27 protein-coding genes and 1 tRNA gene are annotated in these 25,477 nt (G+C 62.1%); 19 read left to right on the forward strand and 9 right to left on the reverse strand.

Features of this window, described 5'->3' with window-relative positions; translation table 11 throughout:
- The first annotated feature begins 171 nt into the window (after nt 1-171).
- The 8 genes from dapC to ACVC5H_RS14670 all read left to right on the forward strand — a co-directional run bounded on the left by dapC (nt 172) and on the right by ACVC5H_RS14670 (nt 8,502).
- A complete protein-coding gene (gene dapC, locus ACVC5H_RS14635; protein WP_489618574.1) occupies nt 172-1,383 on the forward strand; it encodes a succinyldiaminopimelate transaminase in 1,212 nt (403 codons plus the stop codon).
- A gap of 58 nt (nt 1,384-1,441) precedes the next feature.
- A complete protein-coding gene (gene dapD, locus ACVC5H_RS14640; RefSeq protein ID WP_489618575.1) occupies nt 1,442-2,275 on the forward strand; it encodes a 2,3,4,5-tetrahydropyridine-2,6-dicarboxylate N-succinyltransferase in 834 nt (277 codons plus the stop codon).
- Nucleotides 2,276-2,380: 105 nt separating this feature from the next.
- Nucleotides 2,381-2,740 (forward strand): ArsC family reductase, encoded by a 360-nt coding sequence (locus ACVC5H_RS14645; RefSeq protein WP_241821559.1) that lies wholly within the window; start codon nt 2,381-2,383, stop codon nt 2,738-2,740.
- A 2-nt stretch (nt 2,741-2,742) separates the two neighbouring features.
- Nucleotides 2,743-3,870 carry a succinyl-diaminopimelate desuccinylase gene (gene dapE / locus ACVC5H_RS14650; RefSeq protein WP_489618576.1) on the forward strand — a complete coding sequence of 376 codons (1,128 nt, stop codon included), beginning with the start codon at nt 2,743-2,745 and terminating at the stop codon, nt 3,868-3,870.
- Between the two features lie 29 nt (nt 3,871-3,899).
- Entirely contained in the window at nt 3,900-4,790 is an 891-nt protein-coding gene (prmB, locus tag ACVC5H_RS14655; RefSeq protein WP_489618577.1) for a 50S ribosomal protein L3 N(5)-glutamine methyltransferase, read from the forward strand.
- A gap of 31 nt (nt 4,791-4,821) precedes the next feature.
- Nucleotides 4,822-6,804: an ATP-binding cassette domain-containing protein gene (locus tag ACVC5H_RS14660; RefSeq protein WP_489618578.1), complete on the forward strand. Its 1,983-nt coding sequence runs from the start codon at nt 4,822-4,824 to the stop codon at nt 6,802-6,804.
- 136 nt (nt 6,805-6,940) lie between these two features.
- Nucleotides 6,941-7,744, forward strand: coding sequence for a cystine ABC transporter substrate-binding protein (locus tag ACVC5H_RS14665; RefSeq protein WP_489618579.1), 804 nt, complete (start codon nt 6,941-6,943; stop codon nt 7,742-7,744).
- 95 nt (nt 7,745-7,839) lie between these two features.
- Nucleotides 7,840-8,502 (forward strand): amino acid ABC transporter permease, encoded by a 663-nt coding sequence (locus ACVC5H_RS14670; RefSeq protein WP_489618580.1) that lies wholly within the window; start codon nt 7,840-7,842, stop codon nt 8,500-8,502.
- An 85-nt stretch (nt 8,503-8,587) separates the two neighbouring features.
- Here ACVC5H_RS14670 and ACVC5H_RS14675 read toward each other — a convergent pair whose 3' ends face one another.
- The gene (locus ACVC5H_RS14675; RefSeq protein ID WP_489618581.1) at nt 8,588-8,869 is read right to left on the reverse strand and encodes a hypothetical protein; all 282 of its coding nucleotides are present in this window, start codon (nt 8,867-8,869) and stop codon (nt 8,588-8,590) included.
- 187 nt (nt 8,870-9,056) lie between these two features.
- On the opposite strand from ACVC5H_RS14675, the gene ompR reads away from it, so the two are divergent.
- From ompR to ACVC5H_RS14690, 3 genes are read left to right on the forward strand one after another with little or no spacing between them, the layout of a single operon-like run.
- A complete protein-coding gene (gene ompR, locus ACVC5H_RS14680) occupies nt 9,057-9,821 on the forward strand; it encodes an osmolarity response regulator transcription factor OmpR (RefSeq protein ID WP_338719406.1) in 765 nt (254 codons plus the stop codon).
- A gap of 37 nt (nt 9,822-9,858) precedes the next feature.
- Nucleotides 9,859-11,220 carry a sensor histidine kinase gene (locus ACVC5H_RS14685; RefSeq protein WP_489618582.1) on the forward strand — a complete coding sequence of 454 codons (1,362 nt, stop codon included), beginning with the start codon at nt 9,859-9,861 and terminating at the stop codon, nt 11,218-11,220.
- On the forward strand, nt 11,213-11,782 hold the full coding sequence (locus ACVC5H_RS14690) for a flagellar protein FlhE (RefSeq protein WP_489618583.1): 570 nt from the start codon (nt 11,213-11,215) through the stop codon (nt 11,780-11,782). The genes ACVC5H_RS14685 and ACVC5H_RS14690 overlap by 8 nt, the downstream gene beginning before the upstream one ends.
- A 17-nt stretch (nt 11,783-11,799) precedes the next feature.
- Here ACVC5H_RS14690 and radA read toward each other — a convergent pair whose 3' ends face one another.
- Both radA and alr read right to left on the reverse strand, forming a co-directional pair.
- Complete coding sequence (radA, locus tag ACVC5H_RS14695) at nt 11,800-13,185, reverse strand: DNA repair protein RadA (protein ID WP_489618584.1); 1,386 nt, start codon at nt 13,183-13,185, stop codon at nt 11,800-11,802.
- A gap of 83 nt (nt 13,186-13,268) precedes the next feature.
- Nucleotides 13,269-14,348 carry an alanine racemase gene (gene alr, locus ACVC5H_RS14700; protein ID WP_489618585.1) on the reverse strand — a complete coding sequence of 360 codons (1,080 nt, stop codon included), beginning with the start codon at nt 14,346-14,348 and terminating at the stop codon, nt 13,269-13,271.
- A 65-nt stretch (nt 14,349-14,413) separates the two neighbouring features.
- Here alr and ACVC5H_RS14705 point away from each other — a divergent pair, with 65 nt between their 5' ends.
- Together ACVC5H_RS14705 and lplT are read left to right on the forward strand one after the other, a co-directional pair.
- Nucleotides 14,414-14,632 carry a hypothetical protein gene (locus ACVC5H_RS14705; RefSeq protein ID WP_489618586.1) on the forward strand — a complete coding sequence of 73 codons (219 nt, stop codon included), beginning with the start codon at nt 14,414-14,416 and terminating at the stop codon, nt 14,630-14,632.
- Nucleotides 14,629-15,900: a lysophospholipid transporter LplT gene (gene lplT, locus ACVC5H_RS14710; RefSeq protein WP_489618587.1), complete on the forward strand. Its 1,272-nt coding sequence runs from the start codon at nt 14,629-14,631 to the stop codon at nt 15,898-15,900. The genes ACVC5H_RS14705 and lplT overlap by 4 nt, the downstream gene beginning before the upstream one ends.
- A 32-nt stretch (nt 15,901-15,932) precedes the next feature.
- Here the strand turns inward: lplT and ACVC5H_RS14715 are convergent, their stop codons facing one another.
- The 4 genes from ACVC5H_RS14715 to tsaB are packed head-to-tail and all read right to left on the reverse strand — an operon-like array spanning nt 15,933 to nt 19,180.
- On the reverse strand, nt 15,933-16,943 hold the full coding sequence (locus tag ACVC5H_RS14715; RefSeq protein ID WP_489618588.1) for a DUF1853 family protein: 1,011 nt from the start codon (nt 16,941-16,943) through the stop codon (nt 15,933-15,935).
- 13 nt (nt 16,944-16,956) lie between these two features.
- The gene (locus ACVC5H_RS14720) at nt 16,957-17,967 is read right to left on the reverse strand and encodes a uracil-DNA glycosylase (protein ID WP_489618589.1); all 1,011 of its coding nucleotides are present in this window, start codon (nt 17,965-17,967) and stop codon (nt 16,957-16,959) included.
- Entirely contained in the window at nt 17,964-18,458 is a 495-nt protein-coding gene (rimI, locus tag ACVC5H_RS14725) for a ribosomal protein S18-alanine N-acetyltransferase (protein ID WP_489622701.1), read from the reverse strand. Before rimI ends, ACVC5H_RS14720 begins: the two co-directional genes overlap by 4 nt.
- A gap of 2 nt (nt 18,459-18,460) precedes the next feature.
- Nucleotides 18,461-19,180, reverse strand: coding sequence for a tRNA (adenosine(37)-N6)-threonylcarbamoyltransferase complex dimerization subunit type 1 TsaB (gene tsaB / locus ACVC5H_RS14730; RefSeq protein ID WP_489618590.1), 720 nt, complete (start codon nt 19,178-19,180; stop codon nt 18,461-18,463).
- 111 nt (nt 19,181-19,291) lie between these two features.
- Between tsaB and ACVC5H_RS14735 the strand changes: the two genes are divergently transcribed.
- Entirely contained in the window at nt 19,292-19,720 is a 429-nt protein-coding gene (locus ACVC5H_RS14735; RefSeq protein WP_489618591.1) for a thioredoxin family protein, read from the forward strand.
- A gap of 24 nt (nt 19,721-19,744) precedes the next feature.
- Here the strand turns inward: ACVC5H_RS14735 and ACVC5H_RS14740 are convergent, their stop codons facing one another.
- Nucleotides 19,745-20,656, reverse strand: a complete 912-nt coding sequence (locus ACVC5H_RS14740; RefSeq protein ID WP_489618592.1) for a LysR family transcriptional regulator — start codon at nt 20,654-20,656, stop codon at nt 19,745-19,747.
- Between the two features lie 246 nt (nt 20,657-20,902).
- Between ACVC5H_RS14740 and ACVC5H_RS14745 the strand changes: the two genes are divergently transcribed.
- The 5 genes from ACVC5H_RS14745 (at nt 20,903) to ACVC5H_RS14765 (ending at nt 24,550) form a co-directional block, all read left to right on the forward strand.
- The gene (locus ACVC5H_RS14745; protein ID WP_489618593.1) at nt 20,903-21,181 is read left to right on the forward strand and encodes a DUF4148 domain-containing protein; all 279 of its coding nucleotides are present in this window, start codon (nt 20,903-20,905) and stop codon (nt 21,179-21,181) included.
- Nucleotides 21,182-21,705: 524 nt separating this feature from the next.
- Nucleotides 21,706-22,959, forward strand: coding sequence for an aspartate kinase (locus ACVC5H_RS14750; protein ID WP_338719381.1), 1,254 nt, complete (start codon nt 21,706-21,708; stop codon nt 22,957-22,959).
- Between the two features lie 144 nt (nt 22,960-23,103).
- A tRNA-Ser gene (locus ACVC5H_RS14755) sits at nt 23,104-23,197 on the forward strand.
- Nucleotides 23,198-23,490: 293 nt separating this feature from the next.
- Entirely contained in the window at nt 23,491-23,856 is a 366-nt protein-coding gene (locus ACVC5H_RS14760) for a winged helix-turn-helix transcriptional regulator (protein WP_489622702.1), read from the forward strand.
- 4 nt (nt 23,857-23,860) lie between these two features.
- Nucleotides 23,861-24,550, forward strand: a complete 690-nt coding sequence (locus ACVC5H_RS14765; protein ID WP_489618594.1) for a hypothetical protein — start codon at nt 23,861-23,863, stop codon at nt 24,548-24,550.
- A gap of 215 nt (nt 24,551-24,765) precedes the next feature.
- Here the strand turns inward: ACVC5H_RS14765 and sodC are convergent, their stop codons facing one another.
- Nucleotides 24,766-25,302 (reverse strand): superoxide dismutase [Cu-Zn] SodC, encoded by a 537-nt coding sequence (sodC, locus tag ACVC5H_RS14770; protein WP_489618595.1) that lies wholly within the window; start codon nt 25,300-25,302, stop codon nt 24,766-24,768.
- Nucleotides 25,303-25,477 lie beyond the last annotated feature (175 nt).

The following is a 25,477-nucleotide window of genomic DNA, read 5'->3' on the forward strand; positions in this document are numbered from 1 at the left end:
CTTGCTTCACAGGCATGCCATCAGCTCAACATTGCGCCCGACCACGAGCACGGCAATGCCTGCAAATGACGGTATAATCGCAAGCTTTCCCAGCCCTTTGCCGTGGCCGCCCGAGCTCGCTGACGCCTCTGCGAGCTGACGGCCCGGGAAGCTTTACTCCAGTCCAGCGACGTGAATCCCCTACTCGACAAACTGCAGCCCTATCCCTTCGAAAAGCTCAAGAAGCTCTTCGCCGGCATCACGCCCGACCCGGCCTACCGCCCGATCAGCCTGGGCATCGGCGAGCCCAAGCATCCCACGCCTGCGTTCATCCAGCAGGCATTGACCGACAACCTGGCCGGCCTGGCCTCCTACCCGGCCACCCTGGGCAGCGATGCGCTGCGTGGTGCGATTGCGGACTGGCTGCAGAAGCGTTACGACATCCCCCGTCCGGATCCGGCCACCGAGATCCTGCCGGTGATCGGTTCGCGCGAGGCGCTGTTCTCGCTGACCCAGACCGTGGTCGATCCGACCCGGCCGGGCGCGCTGGTGATGTGCCCCAACCCGTTCTACCAGATCTATGAAGGCTCGGCCTACCTGGCCGGTGCCGAGCCCTACTTCGTCAATTCGGACCCGGCGCGCAACTTTGCGCCCGATTTCAGCCAGGTGCCGCAAGACGTGTGGGAACGCGTGCAGCTGCTGTTCGTCTGCTCGCCGGGCAACCCCACGGGCGCGGTGCTGACGCTGGAAGACTGGAAGGAACTGTTCGCCCTGTCGGATCGCTACGGCTTCGTGATCGCTTCCGACGAGTGCTACTCCGAGATCTACTTCAAGCAAGACCCGCCGCTGGGCGGCATGCAGGCCGCGCGCCTCCTGGGCCGCGACTATCGCAACCTGATTTCCTTCTCCAGCCTGTCCAAGCGCTCCAACGTGCCGGGCATGCGCTCGGGCTTCGTGGCCGGCGACGCCGCCATCCTGAAAAAATTCCTGCTCTACCGCACCTACCACGGCGCGGCCATGAGCCCGGTGATCCAGGCCGCTTCCGTGCTGGCCTGGCAGGACGAAACCCACGTCCAGGACAACATCGCCAAGTACGTCACCAAGTTCTCCCAGGTCACCCCGCTGCTGCAGGAAGTGATGGACGTCGCCTTGCCCGATGCCGCCTTCTACCTGTGGGCCAAGATCGACAAGCTGGTCGATATCAGCGACACCGAATTCGCCCGTCGTCTGTACGCCGAATATAATGTCACGGTACTGCCCGGCAGCTACCTGGCGCGCGAGGCGCATGGCGTCAATCCGGGCGCCGGCCGCATCCGCATGGCGCTGGTGGCCGAAGTCGAAGAATGCCTGGAGGCGGCGCAACGCATCGTCGCCTTCACCAAGAAACTGGCCGGCCAGGCATAAGCCCTGTCAGCGAAGCCAGATTCGCCTCCTTTTCACCCAACCGTTCATAGATATCAACATGACACAGTCCATTCAGCAAATCATCGATCAGGCGTGGGAAGACCGCGCCAGCCTGTCCCCCAAGAGCGCTCCGGCCGACATCCGCAATGCGGTGGCCGAAGTGATCGCAGGCCTGAACGATGGCACCCTGCGCGTCGCCAACCGTCAAGGCGTCGGCCAGTGGGAAGTCAACCAATGGGTGAAGAAAGCCATCCTGCTGTCCTTCCGCCTGGAAGACAACGTGCCGATGTCGGCCGGCGCTGGCTACCCGCAGTTCTACGACAAGGTGCCCACCAAGTTCGCCAACTACACCGCTGAAGATTTCGCCAAGGGTGGCTTCCGCGTGGTGCCGCCTGCGGTGGCCCGTCACGGTTCCTTCATCGGCCGCAACGTGGTGCTGATGCCTTCGTACGTCAACATCGGCGCCTACGTCGATGAAGGCACGATGGTCGACACCTGGGCCACCGTCGGCTCGGCGGCCCAGATCGGCAAGAACGTTCACCTCTCCGGTGGTGTCGGCATCGGCGGCGTGCTGGAGCCGGTGCAGGCCGGCCCCGTCATCATCGAAGACAACTGCTTCATCGGTGCCCGTTCGGAAGTGGTCGAAGGCGTCATCATCGAAGAAAACTCGGTGCTGTCCATGGGCGTCTACATCGGCCAGTCGACCAAGATCTATGACCGCGAAACCGGCGAAGTCCACTACGGCCGCGTGCCGACGGGCTCGGTGGTGGTGCCGGGCAACCTACCCTCCAAGGATGGCAAGTACAGCCTGTATGCCGCGATCATCGTCAAGAAGGTCGATGCCCAGACCCGTTCCAAGACTTCCATCAACGAACTGCTGCGCGGCGAGTAATCCCGTCCTGCGGCTTGCCTGAAGTCCTGAAGCACCCACGCGCCGCGCCGGTCGTCCTGTCCGGCGCGGCGTCGTGTTCTAGTGGCCCCGATTGCGAGAACCAGCATGAGCGACAAGATCACCCTCTATGGCATCCCCAACTGCGATACCGTCAAGAAAGCCCGCGTGTGGCTGGACGAGCAAGGGATCGCCTATCACTTCCACGATTTCAAGAAGGCCGGCCTCACCGCCGAACAGGCGCAAGCCTGGCTGAAGGACGTGGAGCGCGACGTGCTGGTCAACCGCAAGGGGACCACCTGGCGCGCCCTGCCGGACGAACGCAAGGCGGCCATCACCGATGACGCCGCAGCCGTCGCCCTGATGGTGGAAAACCCCTCGGTGGTGAAGCGCCCGGTGCTCTTCGATGGCAAGCAGTATCACGTCGGCTTCAAGGCCGATCAGTATCAACACATTTTCGAGAAATGATCATGAGCAAGACGCTGGCCCTGACCCAGGAATTGATATCCCTTTCTTCCGTCACCCCCGAAGACAAAGGCTGCCAGGCCAGGCTGGCGGAATTGCTCGCGCCGCTGGGCTTCGTCTGCGAGACCATCCAGTCCGGCGACGTCACCAACCTGTGGGCGCGCAAGGGAACGGCGCAGCCGCTGGTGGTCTTTGCCGGCCACACCGACGTGGTACCGACCGGTCCGCTGGAAAAATGGCAGTCGCATCCCTTCCAGCCGACCCTGCGCGATGGTCGCCTGTACGGCCGTGGCGCCTCCGACATGAAGACTTCGATTGCCGCCATGGTGGTAGCTTGCGAAGAGTTCACGGCGACCCATCCGGAGCACAAGGGCTCGATCGGTTTCCTCATCACCAGCGATGAAGAAGGCCCGGCCATCGATGGGACGGTCGTCGTCTGCAATGCCCTGAAGGCGCGCGGCGAACAACTGGACTACTGCATCGTGGGCGAACCGACCTCGGCCAAGACCCTGGGCGACATGATCAAGAACGGCCGCCGCGGCACCATGTCGGGCAAGCTGACCGTCAAGGGCATCCAGGGCCATATCGCCTACCCGCAACTGGCGCGCAATCCCATCCACCAGGCTGCGCCGGCACTGGTCGAACTGGTGGCCGAACAGTGGGATGCGGGCAATGAATACTACCTGCCGACTTCCTGGCAGATTTCCAATATCCATGGCGGCACGGGTGCCTCCAACGTGATCCCGGGTGAAGTCGTGATCGACTTCAACTTCCGATTCTCCACAGCCAGCACCGTGGAAGGTTTGCAGCAGCGCGTACACGCCATCCTCGACAAGCATGGCCTGGAATACGACCTGAAGTGGACCGTCGGCGGCCTGCCCTTCCTGACCCCGCGCGGCGACCTCTCGGATGCGCTGTCCAAGGCGATCAAGGACGAGACCGGGCTGGACACCGAGCTGTCGACCACCGGCGGCACCTCCGATGGACGCTTCATCGCCCAGATCTGCCCGCAGGTGATCGAGTTCGGCCCGCCGAACGACAGCATCCACAAGATCGATGAGCACATCGAAGTGCGCTACATCGATCCGCTCAAGAACATCTACCGCAAGACGCTGGAAAACCTGCTCGCCTGAGCGGGCGGCCTTGCATTGAAGAGAACACCATGACCCCCAACAATTTCTCCACCGTGCGCGACCTGCTGCGCTACGCCGTGACCCGCTTCAACACCGAACAACTGTTCTTCGGCCACGGCAGCAGCAATGCGCTGGATGAAGCGGCTTACCTGATCCTGCATACGCTCAAACTGCCGCTGGACCAGCTCGATCCCTTCCTCGATGCGCGCCTCTTGCCCGAAGAAATCGCCTCGGTCATGCGCGTGATCGAACGCCGCAGCAAGGACCGCTTGCCGGCCGCCTACATTACCAATGAAGCCTGGCTGGGCGCCTATCGCTTCTACGTCGATGAGCGCGTGATCGTGCCGCGTTCCTTCATCGCCGAACTGATTCCGCAGCATTTCTCGCCCTGGATCCAGGACCCGGAATCCATCGAAAACGCGCTGGACCTGTGCACCGGTTCCGGCTGCCTGCCCATCCTGCTGGCCGATGCCTTCCCGAATGCGCAGATCGATGCGGTCGACATCTCCGCCGATGCGCTGGCCGTGGCGCGCAAGAACGTGGATGACTACCAGTTGCAGGAGCGCATCAAGCTGGTCGAATCCGACCTGTACACGCAACTGCCGCTGCGCAAGTACGATCTGATCATCAGCAATCCGCCCTATGTGAATTCCGGTTCCATGGCCAAGCTGCCCCAGGAATACCTGCGCGAGCCGCAACTGGCGCTGGCCGGTGGCGAGGATGGCATGGACCTGGTGCGCAAGATCGTCGCCGGTGCCGCCGAGCGCCTCACGCCCGAAGGCGTGCTGGTGGTCGAGATCGGCAATGAGCGCGCCTTCGCCGAAGCGGCCTTCCCGGAACTGGAACTGACCTGGCTGACCACCAGCGCCGGGGACGACATGGTGTTCCTGGTCACGGCCGAACAACTGCAACTGGCCTGAGCCTGAGCGCCCCTTTGAGTCTGAACCACCGATGATCCGTTTCCAGCAAGTTTCCCTCCAGCGTGGCGTCAAGCCACTGCTGGAGAATGTCGACCTGACGCTCAACCCGGGCGACAAGATCGGCCTGATCGGCGCCAACGGCGCCGGCAAGTCCAGCCTGTTCGCCATGCTGCGTGGCGAGCTGCACGCCGACTTAGGCAATATCGACTACCCGGCGCGCTGGCGCATGGCCTACGTGGCGCAGGAAACCCCGGCGCTGGACCGTCCGGCCATCGAGTACGCCATCGATGGCGATGCCCATCTGCGCCAGCTGGAAGCCGAACTGGCGCGTGCCGAAGCCCAGCCGGACGACAAACACGACGGCAATCACATCGCCGAACTGCATACTGCCCTGGCCGATGCGGATGCCTATACCGTGCGCTCCCGCGCCGAGCAATTGCTGCTGGGCCTGGGATTTTCGCTGGAACAGATGGAGCGGCCGGTGGCCAGCTTCTCCGGTGGCTGGCGCATGCGCCTGAACCTGGCGCAGGCACTGATGTGCCCGTCCGACCTGCTGCTGCTGGACGAACCGACCAACCACCTGGACCTGGATGCCATCATCTGGCTGGAAGACTGGTTGAAGCGCTACGAGGGCACCCTGCTCATCATTTCCCACGACCGCGATTTCCTGGATGGCGTGGTGAACGTGATCGTTCATATCGATGATCGCAAGCTGAAGCGTTATTCCGGCAACTACAGCGCGTTCGAACGCCAGCGCTCGGCCCAGCTGGAACTGATGGCGGGGATGATCGAGAAGCAGCAGCGCCAGCGCGCGCACCTGCAATCCTTCATTGACCGCTTCAAGGCCAAGGCGACCAAAGCGCGCCAGGCGCAGAGCCGCATGAAGGCTTTGTCCAAGATGGAAGAGCTGGCACCGCTGCGGGCGGCAGCTGAATTCTCGTTTGAATTCCGCGAGCCCTTGTCTGCGCCCAATCCGCTGCTGGTGATGGAAAAGGTCAACGCCGGCTATCACATCGAGGGCAAGAACGGTGCGCCGGATGAAGACAAGATCATCGTGCATGGCATCGATTTCTCGCTGCAGAATGGCCAGCGTATTGGCCTGCTGGGTGTCAACGGTGCAGGTAAATCGACGCTCATCAAGACCGTGGCCGGCGAGATCGATCCACTGTCCGGCACGGCCCGTCTGGGCAAGGGCCTGGTGATCGGTTACTTCGCCCAGCACCAGGTGGAAATGCTGCGTCATGACGAATCACCGCTGTGGCATCTGACTCGCCTCGCGCCGGATGTGCGCGAGCAGGAGTTGCGCAATTTCCTGGGCAGCTTCAACTTCAACGGCACCATGGCCACGTCGTCCATCGCGCCCTTCTCGGGTGGCGAAAAGGCGCGCCTGGCGCTGGCCCTGATCGTCTGGCAGCGCCCCAACCTGCTGCTGCTGGACGAACCGACCAACCACCTCGACCTGGAAACCCGCGAAGCGCTGACCATGGCGCTGGCGCAGTTCGAGGGCACGCTGGTACTGGTCTCCCACGATCGCCACCTGCTGCGTGCCACCACCGACCAGTTCCTGATCGTGGCCGAAGGCAAGCTGCAACCCTTCGATGGCGACCTGGACGACTACAAGGACTGGCTCTTCAAGACCAAGCTGGCCGCCCGCAATGACGCCGCAGCCGCTGCCCCGCTGCCGACGGCCAGCCAGGTGGTGGAGGCCGCCCCGGCCTCGCTGGTGGATCGCAAGGAACAGAAGCGCATGGAAGCCGAGCAGCGGCAGAAGATGTCGGCCCTGAAAAAGCCCATCGAGGCCCGCATCAAGCGGCTCGATGAGCAGATCGCCAAGCTCAACGTCCGCAAGGCCGAGATCGATGCGCGCCTGGCCAGCCCCGACATCTACGATGCCGCCAACAAGGAAGAACTGAAGACGCTCATCACCGACCAGGCCTACTGCAGCAAGGAACTGGAACAGCTGGAAAACGAATGGCTGGAACAGCAGGAAGCGCTGGAGCAATTGCAGGCCTGAGCCGGCGGAACCGCGGCTGGCATAAGCTTTCTACATCAATGTCTTAAGCCAGCCCTTGCAGTTGGGCAAAACGAAGGCATCATTGCGCCCTGGCCGCACTTTTTTGTGGCGAAAGTTTTGATAAGGACATCGACATATGAACAAGAACATCAAGCAATGGCTGCTGGCCGGTGCCGGCGCGGCACTGCTGGCTTCCTCCCTGAGCGTCTCGGCAGCCGACCTGCTGCAATCGGTCAAGAGCAGCGGCACGCTGAAGGTGGCGCTGGAAGGCAACTATCCTCCGTTCAACTTCAAGGATGCCAAGACGGGCGAGCTGACCGGTTTCGAAGTCGACGTGGCCAAGCTGCTGGCGGCCAAGCTGGGCGTCAAGCCAGTGTTCACCACCACCGAGTGGAGCGGCATCCTGGCCGGCCTGGGCGCGGGCAAGTATGACGTCATCATCAACCAGGTCGGCATCACCGACGAGCGCCAGAAGGCTTTCGATTTCTCCGATCCGTACACCCTCTCCAGCGCCCAGCTGATCGTGCGCAAGGATGAGAAGCGCGAATTCAAGAGCCTGGAAGACCTGAAGGGCAAGAAGCTCGGCCTGGGCCAGGGCACCAACTTCGAGCAGAAGGCCAAGGCCGTGCCGGGCATCGACGTGCGCACCTATCCGGGCTCGCCCGAATACCTGGCTGACCTGGCGGCTGGCCGCATCGACGCTGCCCTCAACGACAGCTTGCTGGTGGGCTACATCCTGAAGTCGACCAACCTGCCCTTGAAGGCCGGCAGCCCCATCGGCACCGTCGACAAGATCGGCATTCCCTTCCGCAAGGGCAATCCGGAATTCAAGGCTGCGCTGAACAAGGCCCTGGCCGACATCAAGGCCGATGGCAGCTTCAAGGCCGCTTCCGAGAAGTGGTTCGGCATTGACGTGAGCCAGCCGCCGAAAGCACAATAAGGCGCGCTCAATCCGGCACTGCATGCCGCCCGGCACGCTCCGGGCGGACCAACTTATCCCCGCATCGCGGGGATAATTTTTTAGTTCGAATGCTTATGGAAATTCTGGACCTGCTACAGCAAGCCGCCCCCACCCTGGCCAAGGGCGTGGGCTATACCCTGCTCTTCGCGCTGGCTTCGATGGTCGGCGGGCTGGTGCTGGGCTTCGTGCTGGCGGTGGCGCGTATCGTTCCCTGGCGCCCGATCCACTGGCCTGCTGCGCTCTACGTCAGCATGATGCGCGGCACCCCGCTGCTGGTGCAGATCTTCGTGGTCTATTACGGCTTGCCGGGCATCGGTATCGAATTCTCGCCGCTGACGGCGGGCGTGCTCACGCTCAGTCTCAATGCCGGGGCCTACCTGTCGGAAAGCCTGCGCGGTGCCATCTTGGGGGTAACGCATGGCCAGTGGAATGCTTCCTACAGCGTCGGGCTGACCTATTTCCAGACCTTGCGCTACATCATCGTCCCGCAGGCGGTGCGCATTGCCGTGCCCTCGATGAGCAACACCCTGATCAGCCTCATCAAGGATACCTCGCTGGTCTCGGTCATCACGGTGACCGAACTAATGCTGGCGACCAAGGAAGTCATTGCCGTGACCTTCCGCCCGCTGCCGCTGTACCTGGCCGCTGCGGCCATCTACTGGATGCTGAGCCTGTGTTTCGAGGCCTTGCAGCACCGGCTGGAGAAACGGCTGGGCAAGGCACACCAGAACAACTGATCTCGCCCATCAAAACAAAAAGCCCGAATGCAATGCACTCGGGCTTTTTGTCGGGTGAAATGGGAATCTTTCCCGCTGGCCGAACTCAACGCTTGACGCGGTAGATGTCCTGGCCGACTTCGTTGATCTGGCGGCGCAGTTCGCGGCGTTCATCGGCACTGAGCTTGCCGTTGCGGCGCTGGTCCTGATCGCTGGCGATCTGGTCACGGTGATCCGGCGGGCCGAAGTCGCCGCCGTGCTGCCTGAAGTCGCCCGGCTGGCCGGGCATCGGCCGGCCGCCCTGGGGCGGGCCAGCCAGCGCGGCGGCTCCCACTCCGAGCGCCAGCATCGCTGCCAGACATAGCTTGTTGACGACTGCAATCTTCATAATGCGATTTTTCCGGGGGCAGAGAATCAGGAAGAGAAAGCGGTAACGGCGTGGCTTTCCCGACGTGATTCCAGTTTAGGCCGCAGGCCGCGATGGTATAAGATGATTAAGGTAAGGTATGTAACAGTTTGTAATGGATCAACGGCCCCGACTTGCTCAAAATCGCCAAGACGCTACCATAGGCAACATGAATACGACTCCCGGCAACAACAATAGTAATACGACAACATCCACCAATCAATTCAAAGTATTGGTGGTGGATGACGACATCCGCCTGCGCGACCTGCTGCGCCGCTATCTGACCGAGCAAGGCTTCAACGTGGTGACGGCGGAAAACGCCCAGGCCATGAACAAGCTGTGGATCCGCGAGCGCTACGATCTGCTGGTGCTGGACCTCATGCTGCCCGGCGAAGATGGCCTGGCCATCTGTCGGCGCCTGCGCGGTGCCGGCGACCAGACCCCGATCATCATGCTCACCGCCAAGGGCGAGGACGTGGACCGCATCATCGGCTTGGAAATGGGTGCCGACGACTACCTGCCCAAGCCCTTCAACCCGCGTGAACTGGTGGCCCGCATCAATGCGGTGCTGCGCCGCAAGGGTCCCGACGAGCTGCCGGGCGCGCCCTCGGAAACGCCGGAAACCTTCGAGTTCGGCGATTTCATCCTCGACCTGGGTACGCGCACCCTCAAGAAGAACGGCGAAACGATTTCCCTGACCACCGGCGAATTCTCGGTACTGAAGGTATTTGCACGCAACGCCCGCCAGCCGCTGTCGCGCGAAAAGCTGATGGAAATGGCCCGTGGCCGCGAATATGAAGTCTTCGACCGCAGCCTGGACGTGCAGATTTCGCGCCTGCGCAAGCTGATCGAGCCGGACCCGGCCAATCCGCTGTACATCCAGACCGTCTGGGGCCTGGGTTATGTCTTCATCCCGGAAGGGAAACCGCGCTGATTTCCCGCTTCACCCCTGACCCGCAGGCCGTTTGCCGATGAAAACCCGCCCTCAATCCGGATGGTTCAGCAACGGCCTGTTCTGGCGCACCTTCTTCCTCCTGACCTTCCTGATCACCGCCAGCATGGTGGCCTGGGTGGCCAGCTTTCGCATGGTCGAACGCGGCCCGCGGGCCGAGCAGCTGGCCGCACAGATCGTCTCGGTGGTCACCATCACGCGCGCCGCGCTGACGCACTCGGCCCCCGAGATGCGCAGGGAGTTGCTGTTCGACCTGGCCAGCAATGAAGGCATCCGCATCTATCCGCTGGAAAAGACTGACCGCATCGCCCCGCTCGATGATTCGCCCATCGTGCCCGAGCTGGAATACTACGTGCGCCAGTCGCTGGACGAGAACACCATCTTTGCCTCCAGCGTCAACGAGGTGGACGGTTTCTGGATCAGTTTCAACATCGACGATGACCAATACTGGCTCATGCTCGACCGCGGCCGGCTGGATCGCACCTCGGGGCTGCAATGGCTGGGTTGGGGTTCGATTGCGCTGTTCCTCTCGCTGATCGGTGCGGTCTTCATCTCGACACTCATCAACCAGCCGTTGGCCCGCCTGACGGCGGCCGCCCGCGCCATCGCCAAGGGTCGCCAGCCCGAACCGCTGCCCGAATCCGGCCCGACCGAAATCGAGGAGGCCAACCGCAGCTTCAACCAGATGGTGGCCGACCTCAACCGCATCGAATCGGACCGCGCACTGATCCTGGCCGGTATTTCGCACGACCTGCGCACGCCCCTGGCGCGCATGCAGCTGGAGGTGGAAATGGCCAATCTGTCGGATGAATCGCGCGACGGCATGCACTCCGACCTGGCGCAGATGGACAGCATCATCGGCCAGTTCCTCGACTACGCGAAGCCCATCGACACCAACAGCATGGAAAGCACCGACCTGGCCGGAGTGCTGGAAGATGTCGCGGCCAAGTCTGCGCGGCTGTCGGACGTCAAGATCACCACCGAGATCACGCCTGCCACCGAAATAGCCGGCAATGCTACCGAACTGGCGCGAGTATTCAGCAACCTGGTGGAGAACGCGCGGCGCTACGGCAAGACGCCGGGCACCGACTGCGCCGAGATTCATCTGCGCAGCCGCATCGAAGGCCACCAGGTGGTGGTGGAAGTGTTCGACCATGGTTTCGGTGTGCCCGAGAGCGAATGTGAACGCCTGCTGCGTCCCTTCACCCGCCTCGACGCCGCCCGTGGCCAGGCCAATGGTTCCGGCCTGGGGCTGGCCATCGTCAACCGCATCGTGCTCAAGCACAATGGCAAGCTGGTCCTGAAGGGCCACGAAGAAACCCATGGCGGGCTGCTGGTGCAGATTTCCCTGCCGTTGAAGGGCCATCGCCGCCATGCGTGAGCGCGCATCGCCCTGGCACCTCCTGCCCTGGCTCTTGGGGGCTGCCCTACCCGGCCTGGCCTGGGCGCAGACCTATACCGACCGCAACCTGAGCATCCCCGCAGCCGGCAGCGACGCCGGCAAGCGGCCCATCGTGATCGTCTCGCCGGTCACGCCGACCGGCCCTTCGCCGCGCAATATCGCGCCTGCCAGCGGTGGCCCGTCCGGCGCCTATGCCTCCGACGAGCCGGGACCGGACATCCGCCAGCGCAACACTGACTACATCACGCAATTCAAGGTGGTGGGACAGGTGCCGCCCGGCGCGACCATTCGCAAGGTCAGCTGGCGCTATACGCTGGCCAGCAAGCCGCCCGGATTCGAGGCAAAAATCTGCTGGCAGGATGCGGGATGGTGCTGGGACGTGAGCCAGGCCAATGCTGGCAGTACCGACTTCTTCAACGGCCGCGACGCCACCCGGCCCTTCCAGCTGCATTACAGCGTGCGCGGCACGGCACGCATGGGCGAGGCGCCCATCAAGGGCGAGATCAACCAGGTCATCGTCACCTTCGACACGCCCGGCTGAGCCTTGGCCAAACTTCTTCAGGCGGCGTAATCGTCGATCTCGCGCGCCTTCTGCAAGGCGTCATCGATGCGCTCCACCGGAATCACCTTCAATCCCTCGATGGTTTGTTTGGGCGCATTGGCCTTGGGAATGACAGCGATCGAGAAGCCCAGCTTGGCCGCCTCGCGCAAGCGCTCCTGGCCGCGCGGTGCCGGACGGATCTCGCCGGCCAGGCCGACTTCCCCGAACACCACCAGGCCACGCGGCAAGGGCTTGTTGCGCATGGAGGAATTGATGGCCAGCAGCACCGCCAGGTCGGCTGCGGGTTCGGTGATCTTCACACCACCAACCGCGTTGATGAACACGTCCTGATCAAACGCCGCTACACCCGCATGACGGTGCAGCACAGCCAGCAGCATGGCCAGGCGGTTCTGCTCCAGCCCGACCGAGAGTCGGCGTGCATTGGGCACGTGTGAACTGTCCACCAGGGCCTGGATTTCCACGAGCAGCGGACGCGTGCCTTCTTGCGTCACCATGACGCAAGAGCCCGGCACCTGGTTTTCGTGCTGCGACAGGAACAGGGCCGAGGGATTGGAAACACCCTTCAAGCCCTTCTCGGTCATGGCAAACACGCCCAGTTCATTCACTGCGCCAAAACGGTTCTTGAAGGCACGCACCAGCCGGAAGCTGGAATGGGTATCGCCCTCGAAATAGAGCACCGTATCGACGATGTGCTCCAGCACGCGCGGCCCGGCCAGCGCACCTTCCTTGGTGACGTGGCCGACCATGATGATGGTGATGCCGGAGGTCTTGGCCACCCGCGTCAACTGCGCCGCGCATTCGCGCACCTGCGCCACCGAGCCGGGGGCCGAGGTCAGGGCATCCGAATAGAGGGTCTGGATGGAGTCGATCACCGCCACTTCGGGCTTGTGCTCGGCCAGGGTGGCGAGGATCTTTTCCAGCTGGATCTCAGCCTGCAATTGCAGCTCGCGCGCATCCACCGCCAGCCGCTTGGCGCGCAGGGCAATCTGCGAACCGGACTCTTCGCCGCTCACATAGAGCACCTTCTTGAGCCTGGAGATATTGGCCAGCGCCTGCAGCAGCAGGGTCGACTTGCCGATGCCGGGATCGCCCCCGATCAGCGCCACCCCGCCCGGCACCAGGCCGCCACCCAGCACGCGGTCGAATTCCTCGATGCCGGTGCCGAAGCGCGGTACATCAATGGCTTCGATATCGGCCAGGCTCAATACCGGTGCGGTCTGCGCCAGGCTTTGCGGCGTGGACGAATAGCGATTGCCGCCACCCGCCTCCACCAGGGTTTCGACCAGGGTATTCCACTGCCCGCAAGCCGGACACTGGCCGGCCCATTTGTTGCTGATCCCGCCGCATTCGGTGCAGGTGTAATTGGTCTTGACCTTCGCCATCGTCGCCTTGCTGCTCTGTGCTCTGTGCTGTCCGTGTCCACCGAACTTCCCGAAAATCGGTCAGGAAGTTCATTTATTTTCGATCAGTCGACCTCGCGTACCGCCACCCGTGGTGCCAATGCGCACATCAATTCATATCCGATCGTACCCGCCGCAAATGCGACCTCATCGATGGGCAACTGCTGGCCCCAGAGCTCGACGCGGCTGCCCACGCCAGCATTGGGCAGGTCGGTCAGGTCCACGCACAGCATGTCCATCGAGACCCGGCCCAGGGTGCCGGTCTTGATGCCATCGACCACCACCGGGGTGCCGGTGGGCGCGTGGCGCGGGTAGCCGTCGGCATAGCCGCAGGCGACCACGCCCACACGCGTGGTCTTGTCGGCCACGAAGCGGCTGCCGTAGCCGATGGCTTCGCCGGGGCCGATTTCCTGCACGCCGATGATCTGGCTCTCCAGCGTCATCGCCGGACGCAGGCCGAAGTCGGCGGCGCTGCCGCCACCGGGAGTACCGCCGTAGAGCATGATGCCCGGGCGCACCCAGTCATGGGCCAGTTCGCCATGCATCAGGTCGGCGGCGGAATTGCACAGGCTCAGGGGACCGGGCAGGCCTTCGCTGCCGGCCTGGAAGCGGCGCACCTGTTCGGACAGCGGCAGGGCCGGATTGCGGGCATCGTCGGCATTGGCGAAGTGGGTCATCAGGGTGATGCTGCGCACGCTGGCGATCTTGCTCACCCGCGCATGGGCGACACGGAAGGCATCGGGCTTGAAACCCAGGCGGTTCATGCCGCTGTTCATCTTCAGGTGCACATGCAGGGGGCGATCAGTGACGAATTGTTCCAGCAGCGCGATCTGTTCGTCGCAATGCACGGCAAACTGGATGTCGTGGCGGGCCAGCACCGGCAGGTCATCGGCATCGAAGAACCCTTCCAGCAGCAGGATGGGCTTGGTCCAGCCCAGTTCGCGCAGGCGTACCGCATAGTCCGGCTCGACCAGCGCCAGGCCGTCGGCGTCGGCGAAGCCGCGCATGGCGCGTTCCAGCCCGTGGCCGTAGCCGTTGGCCTTGAGCACGCCCCAGACGCGGGCATTGGGCGCGTGGGCACGGGCGACGGCGAGATTGTGTTGAAGTGCGGAAATGCTGATGGAGGCGACGATCGGTCTTGGCATGATAGGCGGTAGCAGTAACGGGGGCAGATGGCTAATCAGATGGCGAGTAAAAGACTGATCGCACAATGGCAATCAGCCTGCATCAGCTGGCAATGCGCACGGCGAGCAGCAACGCCGCCATGGGCCTGCCTGTCGCAGTTCGCCCGGAAGTTTTGTCCAGCGGGGAACAAGCGGGCATTTTACCGGACGAACATCTTTCTGGTGGGACTTATGACGGAGTGCGCATGGTTTCATGGTATAAAGCTAGCCGGACATCATTTGTTATACATCTTGGACAGGGATGAATCGCGGTTTCTATACCATCATGGCGGCGCAGTTCTTTTCGTCGCTCGCCGATAACGCGCTGCTGATCGCCGCCATCGCCCTACTTGCCGAAATGCACTCTCCAGCGTGGATGACCCCGCTGCTGAAGCTGTTCTTCGTGCTTTCCTACGTGCTGCTGGCAGCCTTCGTGGGCGCCTTCGCCGACGCCTTCCCCAAGGGCAAGGTCATGTTGATCACCAACATGATCAAGATCGGCGGCTGCTCCCTCATGTTCTTTACCGTGCATCCGTTGCTGGCCTATGCCGTGGTCGGCTTCGGCGCGGCGGCGTATTCGCCGGCCAAGTACGGGATCCTCACCGAACTGCTGCCACCGGAAAAACTGGTCGCTGCCAATGGCTGGATCGAGGGACTGACGGTGGGCTCCATCATCATGGGCACGGTGCTGGGGGGCGCGCTGGTCAATCCCAAGATTTCCGCCGTGATCCTCAGCTTCGATTTCCCGTTCTTCGACCTGCCCGTCGACACCCCCACTGAAGCGGCGCTGTGCATCATCTCCTGCATCTACATCATCGCCGCGCTGTTCAATTTCTACATCCCCGATACCGGTGCCCGCTACGAGCACCAGGAACGCAATCCCATCCGCCTCATCGTCGATTTCGCCGGCTGCTTCACCACCCTGTGGAAGGACAAGCTGGGCCAGATTTCGCTGGCCGTGACCACGCTCTTCTGGGGCGCCGGTGCGACGCTGCAGTTCATCGTGCTGAAGTGGGCCGAGAAGTCCCTGCACATGCCGCTGGACCGGGCCGCCATCCTGCAGGGCATCGTCGCCGTGGGCGTGGCGCTGGGCGCGGTGGCCGCAGCCCGCTTCGTGCCGCTGAAGAAATCGCTGACCGTCATGCCCCTGGGCATCATCATGGGCATCGTGGTGATGCTGATGACCACCACCACCTCGGTGTGGATCGCCTATCCGCTGCTGGTGATCGTGGGCGCGCTGTCGGGCTATTTCGTGGTGCCGATGAACGCCCTGCTGCAACATCGCGGCCACGTACTCATGAGTGCCGGCCATTCGATTGCCGTGCAAAACTTCAACGAGAACCTCTCGGTGCTGACCATGCTGGTGCTGTATGCCTTCATGGTGCGCATGAACCTGGACGTCAATACCGTCATCATCATCTTCGGCTGCTTCGTGGCGGGCGTGATGTACCTGATCATGCGCCGCCATACCGCCAACCAGCGCGAGCACGATTCGCTGGCGCTGATCGGCGAGGACAAGCATCCCCACCACTGATTTCAGATGAATAAAAGGTCAGGGCCGACGGCTCAGACCTGAACGATCGCGTGCTGCACGGTAGTCGCAGCACGCGCTTCCCACTGCGGCGGCACGACGAAGCCGCGCGCCACCTCCAGCAGTTCTGGTTCGGCACCTTCCTTCACGCGGCATTGCGCAACCATGACCGGGCTGTCGTCGGCCTGGAACATCTCCTCCAGCTTCCCAAGCAATTGCGCCAGCGACATCCCCGGCCCGACCGGCAAGCATGCCGGTGCCAGCCAGGACAGGCGCGGCAGCAAGGCATAGCACGCCGCGCCATCGTCGATGGCCTGCAAGGACGGCGCATCGCACCAGAATCCCCGGCAATGGTCAGCGTTGATGCCCATTGTCGGTGGCAAGACCAGCTCCACACCCAGCGGATAGAACAGCCACCCCTTGACCAGGGCACGCGCCGCCACTACTGGCGCGGGCAACACCGCCTGGGCGGCCGGATGTTCGGAAAGCCGCAGTTGCTGCTGCATGATCTTGCGCATCTTGCGGCCCAGTGAGTCGGCCAGGTTGGGACCGACGAAGGCGTCGGCCTGCGCTTGCATGGAAGCTTCTCGCGCCTGCAGGAGGTAGAACTTGGTGGCGAATTCCCAATGCACGACGCCTGCATCATTCTCCGCATCGGGCGAGCGCACCAGGAAATCGAATTCTCCCAGCGTCTCCCGCGTCGCTCCCTGGTTGCGCACCTGCAGGTTGGCGGCGACCAGGCAGTCCTGCTGGCGCAGATAGAAGCCGAGGAGTTTTTCGGCATACCGCCCGAGGCGCCCCGAAGGCTGCTGCGCCATGTGGGCGTGCAGCGCCGCGTTGAGGACGGGATCGTATTGCAGGTCATGCAGCCAGCCGGCCACCTCGGGCGAGAGCTGGCCCAGCGTGGCGATGCGCCCTTCCCAGCAGGCCGCATCCGCAGCCAGCAGGTCAGGCGCATACAGCAACCAGGCCAGCGCGCGCACGTGCGGATCGCGCAACGCCGGCCAGCGCTGGTGGAAGCGCGCCTGATGCGTGGTCAAGTCCATGCCCGGCATGGCCTCAGCGCGGTTGTGCCTGGTAGGTGCTCATCGCCAGGCACAGGTCGGCCCAGGCCTTGCTCTTGTCGGTGAGCGTGCGTAGCAGGTAGGCCGGGTGATAGGTCACAACCAGCGGCCGGTCCTGATAGCGATGCACCGTGCCGCGCAGGCGCGAGACGGGTGTAGCCGGGTCCATGCCCAAAAGCGAAATGGCGGCAGTCTTGCCCAGCGCCACCAGCACGGTGGGCTGGATCAGTTCGATCTGGCGTTGCAGATACGGCAGGCAGGAGGCCACCTCCTGCGGCGAGGGCGGGCGGTCGCGGCCGTTGTCGTCAGTGGGACGGCATTTGACGATGTTGGCGATGTAGGCGTTTTCGCCCCGCTTGACGCCCATGGCCTGCAGCATGTTGTCCAGCAGCTTGCCGGCCGGACCGACGAAGGGTTCGCCCTGCTGGTCCTCGTTGCGGCCCGGGCCTTCGCCGATGAAGAGCCATTTGGCCTTTTCGTCGCCCACGCCGAAGACGGTGTTCTTGCGTCCCTGGCACAGGCCGCAGTGGCGGCAGTCGGATACCTGCTGCTTCAGCTGCGGCCAGTCCATGGCCTTGATGCGGGCCAACACGGGATCGACGGCAGGAGCGTCTTCGTCCTCATCGCCGTCAGGAATGAGCATGGGCTCCAACGAGGTGGCGAAGTCCATCTCGTCCAGCCAGGACGGCGGGCCGCCCACTTCCTCGGCCGGGGCGCGCGGGCGAACCGGCGCAGCGGGGGCCGCCGGTGATTGCGGCCGCACTGCAGGGGCCGCGACGGGTGCTCTGGATTGTGCGACAACGGGCTCGGGCAGGATGGCTTCTTGCAGTTCCGCAGGTGCTGCCGGAGCGGCCGCGACGTTTTCCTGCGCAGGTGCTTCGACCTGTGCCGCCTGCATTTCTTCCACCGCCAGTTCGCGCCGCACCCACACCGGGCCGATGCCCAGGGCATCCAGCAAGGCCAGGGAGGACCCGAAGTCCGGTTCTTGTTTCAATTCTTCATTCATAAGGGCAGGCTCATGACGATAGCCCCTTCTCGGGTCTGGTTGGCGGCGGGATAGTAGTTCTTGCGCCGGCCGATTTCGGCAAAGCCGTACTGGCGGTAGACCTTGGCCGCATGCAGGTTCGATTCGCGCACTTCCAGCAGCATGGTGCGCATGCGGTGCTGGCGCGCCAGCGCCGTGGCCTGGTCCAGCAGCAGGCGGCCCAGCCCTTGATGCTGATGCAGCGCGGCCACGCTGATGTTGAGCAGATGCGCTTCATCGACAGCCAGCATGACCAGGAAATAGCCCAGCAATTCGCCGTGGCCGTCACGCAGCGTCTGCGCCTGGTAGCCGCTGTAGAGCGAATCCTGGAAATTGCCCCGGGTCCAGGGATGGGAATAGACGGCCTCTTCGATCCGCACCACCGCATCCAGGTCGCCCGCGCCCATGGCCGCGAAATGCAGACGGCCATAACGCGGATGCAAGACCGGCTGAGGCAGCGCCAGTTCATCCATGCTCATGCAGCACCTTTGGCGGCATCGCGCACTTCGCGTTCGGCAGTGGTCAGGGCGACCTTGTTGCGCAGGTAAAGCGGTTGGGCCTGCTGCGCGGGCAAGGCAAGGCCCTCGTTGAAATGCACCTGGCCCAGCGTAGCCACCTGGCGCGCATGGGGCATGGCCAGCGGATGGATGGAGGCAAAGGCGCTGGCGCAGAAGTCAGTACTGAAGTGCTCGGCATACACCGACAGGCCGTTGCCGCAAGCGTGGGGACGGTGATCCACCGGCACATCGGCAGCGGACGACAGGGCCGGTTCGGCCAGCACATCCCAGCCGCCCTGGGCGCGGGCCCGGTAACGGGCCCAGTAGACTTCACCCATGCGGGCGTCGAGGATGGCCAGGACTTCATCGGCCTCGGGCGCCTCGTCGCGGCAAGCCTGGGCTGCGGCTTCCAAGGTGATGACAGGAACTACGGGCCGGTCGGCCCCGAAGGCAAGACCCTGCACCACGCCGCAGGCCGTGCGCACGCCAGTGAAGGAGCCGGGCCCGACACCAAAGGCCAGCGCGTCGCATTGGGACAGCGCCAGGCCGGCATCGGCCAGCAATTGCTGGATCATGGGGAGAATGGCATCGGAGTGGGTCTGGGTGCCAGCGGACTGGCGCGCAATCAGTTCGCCCCGGTAGAGCAAGGCCGCCGAGGCCAGCTCGGTGGAGGTTTCAATGGCAAGAATCGTGGACATCCCGCTATTTTACCGTGCGGCGCGCAATTGTTCGGTTCGTTCGCGTCTATCGTGAGCCTTTGTGCGGCAGCGCAAAACCATGCGCCGCGAAGGGGGTAAAATAAGCACGCCATGTCCTACCAGAAACTAGACCAAACCAACCGCCGCCACCTTGCCGAGGCGCTTCGCAACGACACCTGGGTCGTGGCCTGCCTGTGCGCGAACTGGTGCGGCAGCTGCCGTGAATATGAAGCTGCCTTCCAGGCCTGGGCGGCACGCTATCCGCAACACCATTTCGTCTGGATCGACATCGAAGACCAGGCCGATCTGGTCGGCGATCTCGACATCGACAATTTCCCCACCCTCCTGATCGAACGCGGCGCCACCGTGGCCTTCTTCGGCCCCATGGAACCGGATACCCGGCTGGCCGAGCGCATCCTGCTGGCCCAGTTGGACAAGAGCGACGCCGAGCTGCAGCGCGAAGCCGCCAGTACGCCGGAACGCCGCACCTGGCAGCAGGAATGCGCGCTGCTGGACAAGCTGGCCGACGTGATCGGCTGAAGCTCCCCAGGCTTGCAGCGGGTTTCAGCCCAGCCAGGGATCGGTTTCCGGATGCGGAAAGCGCGCGCTGACGAAATCGGCAAAGCTGCGCACCTTGGCCGACAACAGCCGTCGGCTCGGATACACCATTGAAATGACCACCTGGCCCATATCGAAGCCCGGCAACACCTGCACCAGCTTGCCACAGCGCAGGTCATCCCCGAGCGAATAGGAAGGCCGCAGCACGATCCCCATGCCGGCCAGCGCCAGGTCGCGCAACAGTACCCCGCTATTGGAAACCACCTTGCTGACGATGGGCACATCCATCACGCCGGCCTCGGTATTGACATGCCAGTGATGGCGCAAATATTCATGCGAGAAGTTCAGGCAGCTGTGCCGGGACAGGTCTTCGGGCTGTTCAGGCGCACCGGCGCGGGCCACGTAGGCAGGTGAAGCACAAAGGATCACCTTGGCTACACCCAGCTGTCGCACGATCATGCTGGCATCGAACTTTTGCATGCTACTGAAGAATCCGATATCGATGCCCTCCTCCACCAGGTCGATGGAGCGGTCGGAAAGGTGGATGTCCAGCGCCACTTCGGGGTAAGCCTCGGCATAGGTGGCCAGCATCTCGCCCAGCTGGGACTGGCCGAAACCGGCATTGGAATAGATCGCCAGGGTGCCGGCCGGGCGTTTGGTCTCCATGGACACCAAGGCCTCGGCATCATCGACCTCGGCCAGGATCATGCGCACCCGCTCCAGATAAGCCTGCCCGGCCTCGGTGAGGGAAAGACGGCGGGTCGAGCGATTGAGCAGGCGCGTGCCCAGATGGGCTTCCAGATCGGCAATGAACCGGGTGGCCACGGCATTGGAAATCTCCAGCAACTCGGCTGCGCGCACGAAACTGCCCTGCTCCACCACCTTGGCAAACACCCGCATTGATTGCAGACGATCCATTTTTCAAGCCCTCGATTGTTCCACAAAGAGAAATAGTCAATTCCGATTAAACCTATTTTTCTTCGTCTTCGCAATATTTACACTTCAGTTATCGGTTGGCGCGATGCAGCACAGCAACACAGCAATACAGAAGACGCCAGCCGGCTTCGCCAGCATGCCCGCGAGTGGGCTTTCCACGAGGAGAGCACCGGCTTGCCGGCCTCTGGAGAAGAACACCCCCCACTTACCTGAACAGAGGACACTATCATGAACATCAAGAATATCGTCGTTGCCGCCTCCCTGCTGGCCGCTGCCGGCGCCGCCATGGCCGAAGCACCGTATCCCCCGGAAACCCCGTTCCACTCGACCCAGACCCGCGCCGACGTGAAGGCTGAACTGCAACGCGCCCAAACCAATCACGAGATCGTCTCGCGCAATGAATATCCTTTCATTCGCCAGGCTCCCTCGCAACTGAGCCGCCAGGATGTCGAAAAGCAAGTGCAACAAGCCAACGGCGCCTCGCAAAGCCTGTACACCGGCGCCTGATCGGAACCGATTTGCATCCGAATGACGGATGGACCGATTCCCTCACGGCCGTGTTCCGCACCGGAGCATGCCCCGCGCTGAACTGAAATGAGCGCGAACGAATGCCCGCCGCCTGCGTCTGAACCGGCTTGCCGGGATCTTGCAATACCGTAGCAGCTTCACCAGCAGTACCGCAGTTCCACGTACCGCAGCACCAACTGCCATGCCGCCATGAATGACCGGGCGCATGACAGCTGGTGCCCCAGCCTTCACCCCGCCTCTTCTTGCCTTCCCTTTTTCTTCACTTATCCAGCCTGGTGTGCACGGCCCGCGCATTCTCACCGCCTGAGCCTGGCAAATCGTGCAGGCAAGCGCTTGCCGACGCTCATTTTTGCTGCGTTGCCACATGCAAAATTCCCCGCAAAGTCGTGCCAGATCAAGCTTTCCCTTGAGATTTTGGCGCACCGCATGTAAAGTCAAGGGTTTGTTCCTTCCGGCCTAGCTAAGGGTTTCTTGTCAAAGTCGGGCCACCTATTTTTATCCCTATGGCTTTATACGTTCACAAATACGGCGGCACCTCGATGGGCTCAATCGAGCGCATCCAGAATGTCGCAAAGCGCGTTGCCAAATGGCACGACGCCGGCCATCAGATCGTTGTCGTGCCTTCGGCGATGTCTGGTGAAACCAACCGCCTCCTGGGCATGGCCAAGGAAATCATGGCCCAGCCCGATGGCCGTGAGCTGGACATGCTGGCCTCCACTGGCGAACAGGTCTCGGTGGCGCTCTTGGCCATTGCCCTGCAGGCGCTGGGCAAGCAGGCCGTGTCCTACGCTGGCTGGCAGGTTCCCATCAAGACCGACTCGGCCTTCACCAAGGCGCGCATCCGCTCTATCGATGATGCCAAGGTCCGCAAGGATCTGAATGCCGGCAAGATCGTCATCATCACCGGCTTCCAAGGTGTGGACGCCGACGGCAACATCACCACCCTGGGTCGTGGCGGCTCGGACACCTCGGCCGTGGCCGTGGCCGCGGCCATGAAGGCTGCCGAATGCCTGATCTACACCGACGTGGATGGCGTCTACACCACCGACCCGCGCGTGGTGAGCGATGCCCGCCGCCTGAAGACCGTGACCTTCGAGGAGATGCTGGAAATGGCCTCCCTGGGTTCCAAGGTCCTGCAGATCCGCTCCGTGGAATTCGCCGGCAACTACAAGATGCCGACCCGCGTGCTGTCGTCGCTGACCGACCCGCTCACGCCGCTGGCCGAAGAAGCCGCCTCCGGCACCCTGATTTCGTTTGAGGAAGACAAGAACATGGAACAAGCAACCATCACCGGCATCGCCTTCAGCCGCGACGAAGCCAAGATCACCGTGCTGGGCGTGCCCGACCGTCCGGGCATCGCCTACCAGATCCTGGGCCCGGTGGCCGACGCCAACATCGAAGTGGACATGATCATCCAGAACCAGTCGGTGGAAGGCAAGACTGACTTCACCTTCACGGTGCCGCGCGGCGAATATGCCAAGGCCGTGGAAGTGTTGAACAGCAGCGTGAAGGCGCACATCGGTGCGGCTGCCATCAACGGCGACACCAAGGTCTCCAAGGTCTCGGTGGTGGGCGTGGGCATGCGCAGCCACGTGGGCATCGCTTCGCAGATGTTCCGCACCCTGTCGGAAGAAGGCGTGAACATCCAGATGATCTCCACTTCGGAAATCAAGATCTCCGTGCTGATCGACGAGAAGTACATGGAACTGGCCGTGCGCGCCCTGCATAAGGCCTTTGATCTGGACAGCGCCAAGTAAATTGCGCGCTGATTCAAGGCGAAGACCGCGTCGGTGAAAAAACGGTGATTTTTTGCAAGACCACTGTTGACCGGATGCAAATGAGAAGATATTATCTCGGTCTTCGCTGAGGCAACGCAGCAATGCGACAACAGCCTTCAGTGTGGAGACGTGGCCGAGTGGTCGAAGGCACTTCCCTGCTAAGGAAGCATACGGGCTTAAACCTGTATCGAGGGTTCGAATCCCTCCGTCTCCGCCAATGAATAGAAAGTCTTTTAAATCAAAGACTTAGACGGTGAAAAGTTGGTAGCTTTACCACCTGTTTTTACCACCTCAAAGGAGCCTCCAGATCGGAGGCTTTTTTGTTTTCCGGGCAGCCTTTCTCTCACACAATCAAATCAGGTTAAAGAATCCCCCCCGCTCCGAACCCGTTGATGTGTTGAGTTGCATCGAAAACTGACCCACTTTCCCCGGAAATTTGCATCCTAAGTTGACCCATGTTTAGACCACAATCCTGCTCATCACAGCGAGCAGGAGAACGGAGTGATAGACGTGGCCCTACTTGGAATTATTCGACGCTGGTACATCCGCGATCACATCTCGATCAGGGAAATCTCCCGCCGGCTGGACATCTCTCGAAACACGGTTCGTCGCTATATCCGATCCGGAGCGATCGAGCCTTCCTACCCCTCAAGGCATTCATCCAGTGCCCTAGATGAATTCGCGCCTCGACTTTCAGCCTGGCTCAGCGCTGAGGCAGTCAAATCGCGCAAGCAGAGACGAACCCTGAAACAGATGTTCCTGGACTTACGAGAGCTGGGATATGAAGGGTCTTATGACCGCGTGGCAGCCTTTGGAAGGCAATGGAAGGTGGGTCAAATGGAGAGGGTCAATTCTGCGAGCAAATCAACACAATAAGCACATGGCGCTCTACTTTGCCTGGCGCTTCGCTAAAATCCGGCGCAAACGCACCGGCGACGAGAGCGAAGAACAGCGTGTTACCCGCAACGAGAAGGTGTTTAAAGGCGAATCCAAGAACTTGGAAAGTCAGGTGACAACACTGCGCAGCAAGTACCATGCGGAAAACGTCAAGGTTTCCCAGGCTGAACAGCAATACCAGAATTATCTGTTGAGTCGCAGCAGCTACTCCGCGCCCGATACGCGCCAGTCCGAATACCTGGAAAAGCTCAATCAGGCAAAGTATTCGCGTGATGAGGCGCTGAATGCTTACCTGTCGGCCAAGGCCCAATTGAATACCATGCCCACCGTCGGCAGCTTGTCCAAAAACATGGCAGAGCTCGATAATCAACTCATGTCAGATGCTCAAGATATTTATCAGGTTTGCCGGAAGAATCCGGAGAAACGCAAACAATTGCGCCCGCACTACAAGGTACTGCTCGATGCGTATGAGAGTGAATTCGTGCGCGATAAGGGCTTGAAGGACGAGCGTATTTTTTCATTCTTCGAATTTTATGTGCATGAGTCCCTGGCCGACTTTTACAAGGATTCGACCTTACCTTCCGACCCGCGTGTGGTCTATTTCGGTGGCGACGAGAAATACAAGTACGCGATTCATTCACCCAAAAACGATTCAGTTGAGAAGGCTGCCTGAAAAGTGGAGAGCCAAGCGAAAAGGTAGATCAAAGACCAAAGAGTATTCTTCTTGGGACGAATAAGACCTCGCTCCATCTCCGCCAAAGCTTCAAATGAAAAACGGGTCCTGATGGACCCATTTTTCATTTCCCTTCTGCTTTATCCCTCTCTCGAAAAATCCCCTGCTACGATGGGCCAATCCCTCTGGCCTTGGCCGTATAAGGCAGACGCTCCTTACTGAATCACCCCACAAGCCAACCGCACACCCCCACCACCCAGCGCCGCCGGATGATCCGAGTGGTTGTCACCGCCCACATGCACCATCAGCGCATGCCCGCGTACTTCGGCCAAGGTCTTCAGGCGCGGCGCCAGCACGGGATAATCGGCCTTGCCGTCCGCCGTCACGTAGAGGGCCGGCAAATCGCCCAGGTGGCCCTCGCCATACGGGCCTTCATGCTTGCCAGTCTTCTGCGGATCCCAATGCCCTCCTGCCGCCAGCGCCGGTTCCATCTTGCCATCCTTCTCCAGTGGCGCGCACGAAGGATTCTGATGCACATGGAAACCATGCACACCCGCCGGCAATCCTGTCAGCGCTGGCTGGAACAGCAATCCATACGGCGTCTCGCTGATGGTGACCTCCCCTGCCGGGGAGGCCACGCCCTGGGCATTGACCAGGTTCAGCGCCACCTTGATCGGCGCCTCCGCAGCCATGGCGGCTGAGGCCGCAGATGCGCCAGCCACCAGGGCCAGCAATGCAATATGTCGTTTCATGATCATTCTCCTTGGTTGAACGAAGGGTGAAGAATAGACACTGGCACGGCGACCCGCAGGAAACCGGCGAAATCCGCCATGAAATCTGGACAACATTCCCCCATCAGACCGAAAAGATTCGGGAGAATGCCCCAAGAGTATTCAATTTCTCGTCCCCTGCGCTGCCGCACAGGAG

This window comes from Herbaspirillum sp. Her3 (genome assembly GCF_057961275.1).